Below are 7218 nucleotides of genomic sequence, written 5' to 3' on the forward strand. Positions count from 1 at the left end.
ACAAATGGTCAAAAAGCATAAAAAACGACAATGAAATTGAAAAACTTGCAAAACTCTATCGCCCGCAACTTTCCTATTATTCAGATGCAGTGAAGAAGCTCTATCCTTCAAAAAAAATCGAAACATATCTCTTACTAATAGGGGCACCTAAAGGAAAAAGACTTGTTAAAATCTTATAAATTTATAATCTAAATTCACAAAATGCTTATATCATTCAGAATAAGATTTTTAAAAAATAACGAAATAACGGAGGGGTCAGAATGGCTGAAGACTTTCAAAAAGAAATAGAAAAGGATTTCACTGAAATCTTAAAGGGTAGAATAAAACGACTTACAAAAGATGAACTCAAAGATGTAATAGTTGAATTCCTTGCAAGCCACTGCCTTTGCACAATAGCAACCTGCGACAGCAATATTCCGCGCTCAACACCGGTAAGATATAAAAGCGATGGCTTAGACATCTATATTCTCACGGAAGGAGGGGGGAAGCTGAAAAATATCTTAAACAATCCAAAAGTTTCGGTAAGTCTATACGGAGAATACAGTGGATTTGAAAGTGTCAAAGGATTGCAAATATGGGGCAACGCAGAAATAATAACTCCCAAAGACAAAGAAAAATATCAGGAAGCAAGGAATATAATCAAATCTGAAGAAAGGGAAGATCTAAAAAAATTAGGTCCTCTTCCAATAAGAGATAAATTGAAAGTCATCAAGATAAAAACTGAAAAGGCAAGATATCTAAGTTTCCCCGATGGAATATTAAATCAAGTGTGGGAAGCCGAATAGTTATATACTCCAACGTTTGACAGCACTCTCCTTTATTTTTTCAAGGATATAATTGCAAAAAAGAGCAATAAAACTTCCCAATATTGCTCCTGCTAAAACATCAGAGGGATAATGGACTCCCATATAGACCCTTGAAAGAGCAACAAGAAATGCGGCAGACAAAAAATAAACACGCCCTTTCGGATACTTCAAAGCCATAAAAACGGCCCATGTGAAGGCAATTGTGCTGTGTCCTGATGGGAAAGAATAACTTTGAAGCGGGAATCCTATTATATTCACCCAATCATAAGAATACATTGGTCTTTGTCGGGCAAAAAAAACTTTCAAGAAACGATACGAATAGCGGGCTGTCAACATCACAATGATAAAAGATGATATATTATATATTTTATCCCTTCTCACCATAAAGAAACATAAAATGCCGCCAAGAATAACAAGGTAAAAACTTCCGGCATAAGTAATGACAGGCATTGAATAGTCGAGAAGAGAGTTTTTTATTATGACATTTATGAATCTTAAAATGTCAGCGTCCAAATTTATAAAATATTCAATCATTACATTGAAAGGTATTGTTTAAGAGCTATACCTGTATAGGATTTGGAATTCATCATAATTTTTTCTGGTCTGTCAAAAGCAACAACATTACCCCCTTCATCACCTCCCTCAGGCCCCAAATCAATAATATAATCTGCCGATTTTATGACATCCAAGTTATGCTCAATTACAATAACAGTATTTCCATTATCAGTGAGACGATTCAAGATTTCGAGAAGCTTTCGAATATCATCAAAATGCAGTCCTGTTGTCGGCTCATCCAAAATATAAAGAGTTTTTCCCGTGCTTATTCTTGAAAGCTCTTTCGCAAGTTTAACTCGTTGTGCCTCACCTCCGGAAAGGGTTGTTGCTGACTGTCCAAGTTTGATATATCCAAGCCCTACATCATTAAGGGTTTCAAGTTTTCTTTTCACGGCAGGAATATTCTCAAAAAGATTCAGCGCTTCGCTAACTGTCATATCTAAAACTTCTGCTATATTTTTTCCCTTATACCTAATGTCGAGTGTTTCACGGTTATATCTTTTCCCAAGACATACTTCACAGGTAACATAGATATCCGGTAAAAAGTGCATCTCTATTTTTTTAACACCATCACCATCACAGGCATCGCACCTTCCTCCTTTGACATTAAAGCTAAACCTTCCCGGCTTATATCCGCGCATTCTCGATTCTGAAACCATTGAAAAAAGGTTTCTTATATCTGAAAATACTCCCACATAGGTAGCAGGATTTGAACGGGGAGTTCTTCCAATAGGTGATTGGTCGATATTAATTACCTTATCAATATGCTCGACACCCTCGATTTTCTCATATTTACAGGGTGACTCTTTTGCCCTATAAAACATCTTCGCCAATGCTTTATACAATGTTTCAATCACGAGTGTGCTTTTGCCCGAACCCGATACACCTGTAACACAAATAAAGGTCCCAAGAGGGAATTTAACATCAATATTTTTTAAGTTATTGCCGCTTGCACCTATAACTTTAATCACCTTGCCATTGCCATTTCGCCGCTTCCAAGGTTCAGGCAAAGGAATAGATATCCTCGATGAAAGATAAGCTCCGGTAAGTGATTTTTCAGATTTTTTAATTTCTGCCGGAGTCCCTTGTGCAACTATATAACCACCTTCCAATCCTGCACCCGGACCAAGGTCAACAACATAATCAGCTGAGAGAATAGTATCAGCATCATGTTCAACAATAATTACAGTATTGCCCATATCCTTAAGTCGTTTCAAAGTGGCTAATAGTTTTTTGTGGTCTCTGTTATGCAAGCCGATGCTGGGCTCATCAAGAATGTACAAAACACCCATCAAAGATGAGCCGATCTGAGTGGCAAGTCTAATCCTTTGAGCTTCTCCACCGGATAAAGTTCCTGCTTGACGGTTGAGTGTTAAATAATCGAGTCCTACTGAAATAAGGAAACCAAGTCGTTCCTTAATCTCCTTAATAATTCTTTTTGATATTTCTTCTTCGCGCTTATTTAGTTTTAATTCAGAAAACCATTTATAGGCATCAGCAATTGATTTTTCCGTAACTTGGCTAATGTTTAGCCCTTTTATTTTTACAGAAAGATATTCTTTTTTTAACCTCCCCCCATTGCATTGTGGACATTTCATTATCCTCATAAACTGCTCTATTTCTTCTCTCACCTTGTCTGACTCCGTAGACCGATACCTATTTTCAAGACGAGGTATTACGCCTTCGAATTCTTTGCGGAAAAGATATTTATTCTTTTTGCTCTCATAGGAAAATTCAATCTCAACTCCTGAAGCACCATAAAGTATCTTTTTCCTCACCTTTTCAAGTAGTTTCTCGAAAGGAATATCAAGAGAAAATTTCAATTTCTTTGACAGCGTCGATAATGTTTTTTGATGAAAATCTCTGAATTTCAAATGCCATGGCAAAATTGCCCCTTCCCTCAAAGTCTTCTTCTTATCAGGAACGACTAAATCCGGGTCTATGGAAAGGATTGTTCCTAAACCTCCGCACTGTTCACAAGCACCGTAGGGACTGTTAAAAGAAAATACCCTCGGTACAAGTTCAGGAAGACTTGTGCCGCATTCTATACAGGCAAATTTCTCTGAAAAAGTAACTTCCTGCGATTTGTCAAAAACTACAGTAACTAATCCACCGGACAATTTGAGAGCAGTCTCAACTGAATCTGCTACTCTCTGCTTTGCAGATTTTTTAAGTACGAGACGGTCGATAACAACTTCGATTGTATGCTTTTTGTTTTTATCAATCTTTATTTCATCATCAAGGTCATATGTGGTGCCGTCTATTCGACATCTGACAAATCCCTGTTTTTTTATATCCAAAAGGAGTTTCTTATATTCTCCTTTCTTACCTCTGACAATAGGAGAAAAAATCGTTATTTTAGTTCCCTCCTCTGCTTCACAAATCCTATCTGTTATTTGTGTAGATGTCTGCGCTGCAATCTCTTTTCCACATATATGACAATGGGGTTTCCCAATCCTCGAATACAAAAGGCGGAGATAATCGTATATCTCTGTAACGGTCCCTACCGTAGAACGTGGATTTTTTGTTGTCGTTTTCTGCTCGATTGAAATTGCAGGAGACAGCCCTTCTATTCTTTCTACATCTGGCTTCTCCATCAACTCCAAGAATTGTCGGGCATAGGCCGATAATGATTCAACATAACGGCGCTGCCCTTCAGCATAAATTGTATCGAAAGCAAGCGAAGATTTCCCTGAACCTGACAAACCTGTAATGACAGTTATATTATTTCGAGGAATTTCAAGATTTAAATTTTTCAGATTATGCTCTTTTGCTCCCTCGATTATAATTTTTCTAACATCTTTGTCCTGCATTTTTCCCCATTATTTGAATATAATTAAAACAAATACAATCTAACCCCTTCAAACTCAGATGATAATTTTTAAAATTGAAAATGTTTTTGTCAATATAGAGATGCTATGAATTTACAAAATATTGAGGCAAGCATTGATTTTTAGCTAAAACGATGCTTCGAGATTTTGCTTTTTGAAAGTAAAAATTTCACGCTCAAAAAGTGTTTATAAGAGCCACTGCTATTGCTGCCACTCCTTCTTTTCTTCCGATAAATCCCATTTTTTCATTGGTTTTTGCTTTTATGTTGATCTGGTGTGGCTCTATCTCCAGAACTTCAGAAAGGTTTTGTTCCATTCTATCCTTATAATCTGAAAAATTCGGCTCTTCAGCGATTATTGTAGCATCGATATTTTCAATAAAAAAACCGTTATTATCAATTAACTCTTTGACTTTTTTCAAAAGCACCAGACTTGAAATATTTTCATATTCATCATCTGTATCTGGGAAATGCTCACCAATGTCCCCTTCACCAAGAGCGCCAATCAAAGCATCACAGATTGCATGACTTAAAACATCGGCATCTGAATGGCCACCTAATCCTCTTTCATAAGGAATTTCAATTCCAGCAATAACAAGCCGTCTGCCTTCCTCGAAGGGATGGACATCATTGCCTATTCCTATCCGCATTATTGATATCTCCCCATATTAAATTCAATCAAAATTTCCAAGTAAAAATTCAGCCAATTTAATATCATCTGGTTTCGTTATCTTTATATTTTTTTCAGAACTCTCAATAATCCTTATTCTTGCCCCAATTTCTTCAGCCATTGATGATTCATCAGTATATTCTCTATTACTCTCAAAGGCATAATCAAAAGATTTCTCCAAAACATCTCTCTTAAAAATCTGAGGCGTTTGAGCCCTGAAAAGCTCTTTTCTGTCTAAAGTTTCTGTAATTACCTTATTACTGTCAATTTTCTTTACCGTATCACTTATTGGCACTGCAAATATAACCCCGTCATAGTTTTTAAGATGAGCGATTGCATCCTTTACCAAATCTGTTTCAAAAAAGGGCCTTACAGCATCATGTATCAATATTATATCAGCGCAAGGGTTACAATTTTTAAATCCATTATACACTGAATTCTGTCTCTTTTCTCCACCTTTTACTATTTTATCCACTTTTAAATTCATTTTCTCTATCAGCTCTTCAACCATACTATTCCATTTATCATAGTTTTGGAGAGGCAATGTTAAAACTACTTCATCTATAATATTGATTTCATTTATCTTTTCGAGTGTATGTTGAATCAGATATTTTGAACCTATTTTTAAAAATTGTTTTGGTCTATCAGTCTTCATCCGTAGTCCGAGGCCTCCGGCGACTACAATTGCCGACACAAACATTTTTATTCCTCGTACTTTTTGGATGAATCACTCTCTGAATAGGAATCCGATTCTTTGAGCTTCCCAAATATCATTCTACCAGCAGTTGTCTGCAGAACACTTGTAACTGTCACATCAACATTTGAGCCAAGTTGGTCTCTGGCATTGTCTACAACTACCATAGTTCCGTCATCTAAATATGCAACTGCCTGACCGCTCTCTTTACCCTCCTTAATTAGATAAACCTTCATAATTTCACCTGGCAAAACTACTGGCTTGAGTGCATTAGCTAACAGGTTGATATTAAGGACGCTTACACCTTGCAGTTCAGCTACTTTGTTGAGATTAAAATCATTTGTAAGAATTTTTGCGCCCATATCCCTTGCAAGAGCAACCAACTTAGAATCAACTTCAGGAATTTTTGGGTAGTCGTTTTCAACAACCCGCACTTCAATCTGATTAAGTTTTTGAAGTTTATTCAATACATCAAGCCCCCTTCTTCCCCTATTTCTTTTCAAACTATCTGAGGAGTCGGCAATATGTTGAAGCTCTCTCAAAACAAACTGAGGAACAATAAGAACACCTTCCAAGAAATCAGTTTCGCAAATATCATAAATCCTTCCATCTATGATTACGCTCGTATCAAGAATCTTGTAGCTCTCTGCTTCAGATTTTGAACCTAAAAAGGGAAGGATTTTAGAAAATGTTGTACTATGCGCTTTTTTTGCTGCCAGCATTAATCCTAAATAGGCGCAAACCAAATAAGCCACAGGATAAACATCTTTCCCTACATCCTCTACACCTAAAGATACACATATGGTGTTTATAATTGCATTGCAGACAATAAGACCAACTAATAATCCTACAGCGCCAAAAGCAACAGTTTTTAAGGTGATTTTGGACAACCTGATTTCAATTGCTACAACTAATAATCCTAAAACTGCACCTGCAATAGCACCAATGATAAAACGATAGCTCTCATTTCCTTTCAAAAAGGCAATCTCATTAAAGATACGAGAGCCAAAATAAGATGATAAAGCTACTATTAAAATTCGGAAAACTAACATTGCGAGACCTCCTTTGTGGAGACAGTTAAATTAGGAATATAATATCTAATTATTTACCTGAAAAAATTTCAGAAAGCATCTCCTCTGCCTTGTTTTCATCAATCTTTTTGGCAAAGGATATCTCAGTTACTAACAATTTTCTGGTTGTATCGAGTATTTTCTTTTCTCCAAAAGAAAGTTCCTTTTCATTCTTTGCAAACATTAAATCGCGGTATACTTCACACGCTTTTTCAATGGAACCTGTTTTTATTTTATCAAGATACTCGGTATGGCGTCTATTCCAGTTGGGGTCTCCTTCTTCAGGTGAGCTTTTCAATATCTTAATTATTTTTTTTACTTGAGCATTCGAAATAATATTGCGCAGTCCGACTTTTTCTGCATTTTTTACAGGTACCATTATCCTTGTCCTATTTTCTACAAGTTCAAGAACATAGTATTTTTCGATATTTTTATCTATCTTTTTCTCTTCAATTGCCACAATCTCAGCTACACCATGCCCCGGATACACTACATGTGATCTTACTTTGAATGTCTTAGCCATTTTCAATGATTTTCATAATTAAGTTGGTAATTATTATCCTCTTTTTTTAAAGGAAAAGTCAAGCAAATTC

At 36.1% G+C, this 7218-nt stretch carries 7 protein-coding genes; 1 reads left to right on the forward strand and 6 read right to left on the reverse strand.

What is annotated here, in order from left to right:
- The first annotated feature begins 260 nt into the window (after positions 1-260).
- Positions 261-785, forward strand: a complete 525-nt coding sequence (locus D6734_12630) for a pyridoxamine 5'-phosphate oxidase family protein (protein ID RMF92297.1) — start codon at positions 261-263, stop codon at positions 783-785.
- On the opposite strand, the gene D6734_12635 is transcribed toward D6734_12630, so the two are convergent.
- The 6 genes from D6734_12635 to D6734_12660 form a co-directional block, all read right to left on the reverse strand.
- Positions 786-1340, reverse strand: coding sequence for a phosphatase PAP2 family protein (locus D6734_12635; GenBank protein RMF92298.1), 555 nt, complete (start codon positions 1338-1340; stop codon positions 786-788).
- Positions 1340-4174 (reverse strand): excinuclease ABC subunit UvrA, encoded by a 2835-nt coding sequence (gene uvrA, locus D6734_12640; GenBank protein ID RMF92299.1) that lies wholly within the window; start codon positions 4172-4174, stop codon positions 1340-1342. The genes D6734_12635 and uvrA overlap by 1 nt, the downstream gene beginning before the upstream one ends.
- A 193-nt stretch (positions 4175-4367) precedes the next feature.
- Positions 4368-4841 (reverse strand): 2-C-methyl-D-erythritol 2,4-cyclodiphosphate synthase, encoded by a 474-nt coding sequence (locus tag D6734_12645; protein RMF92300.1) that lies wholly within the window; start codon positions 4839-4841, stop codon positions 4368-4370.
- Positions 4842-4865: 24 nt separating this feature from the next.
- Positions 4866-5561, reverse strand: a complete 696-nt coding sequence (gene ispD / locus D6734_12650) for a 2-C-methyl-D-erythritol 4-phosphate cytidylyltransferase (protein RMF92301.1) — start codon at positions 5559-5561, stop codon at positions 4866-4868.
- Positions 5562-5563: 2 nt separating this feature from the next.
- Positions 5564-6586 (reverse strand): PIN domain nuclease, encoded by a 1023-nt coding sequence (locus D6734_12655; GenBank protein RMF92303.1) that lies wholly within the window; start codon positions 6584-6586, stop codon positions 5564-5566.
- 70 nt (positions 6587-6656) lie between these two features.
- Positions 6657-7154 (reverse strand): CarD family transcriptional regulator, encoded by a 498-nt coding sequence (locus D6734_12660; protein RMF92302.1) that lies wholly within the window; start codon positions 7152-7154, stop codon positions 6657-6659.
- Positions 7155-7218: the final 64 nt, after the last annotated feature.

Source organism: Candidatus Schekmanbacteria bacterium (assembly GCA_003695725.1).
Taxonomy (GTDB): domain Bacteria; phylum Schekmanbacteria; class GWA2-38-11; order GWA2-38-11; family J061; genus J061.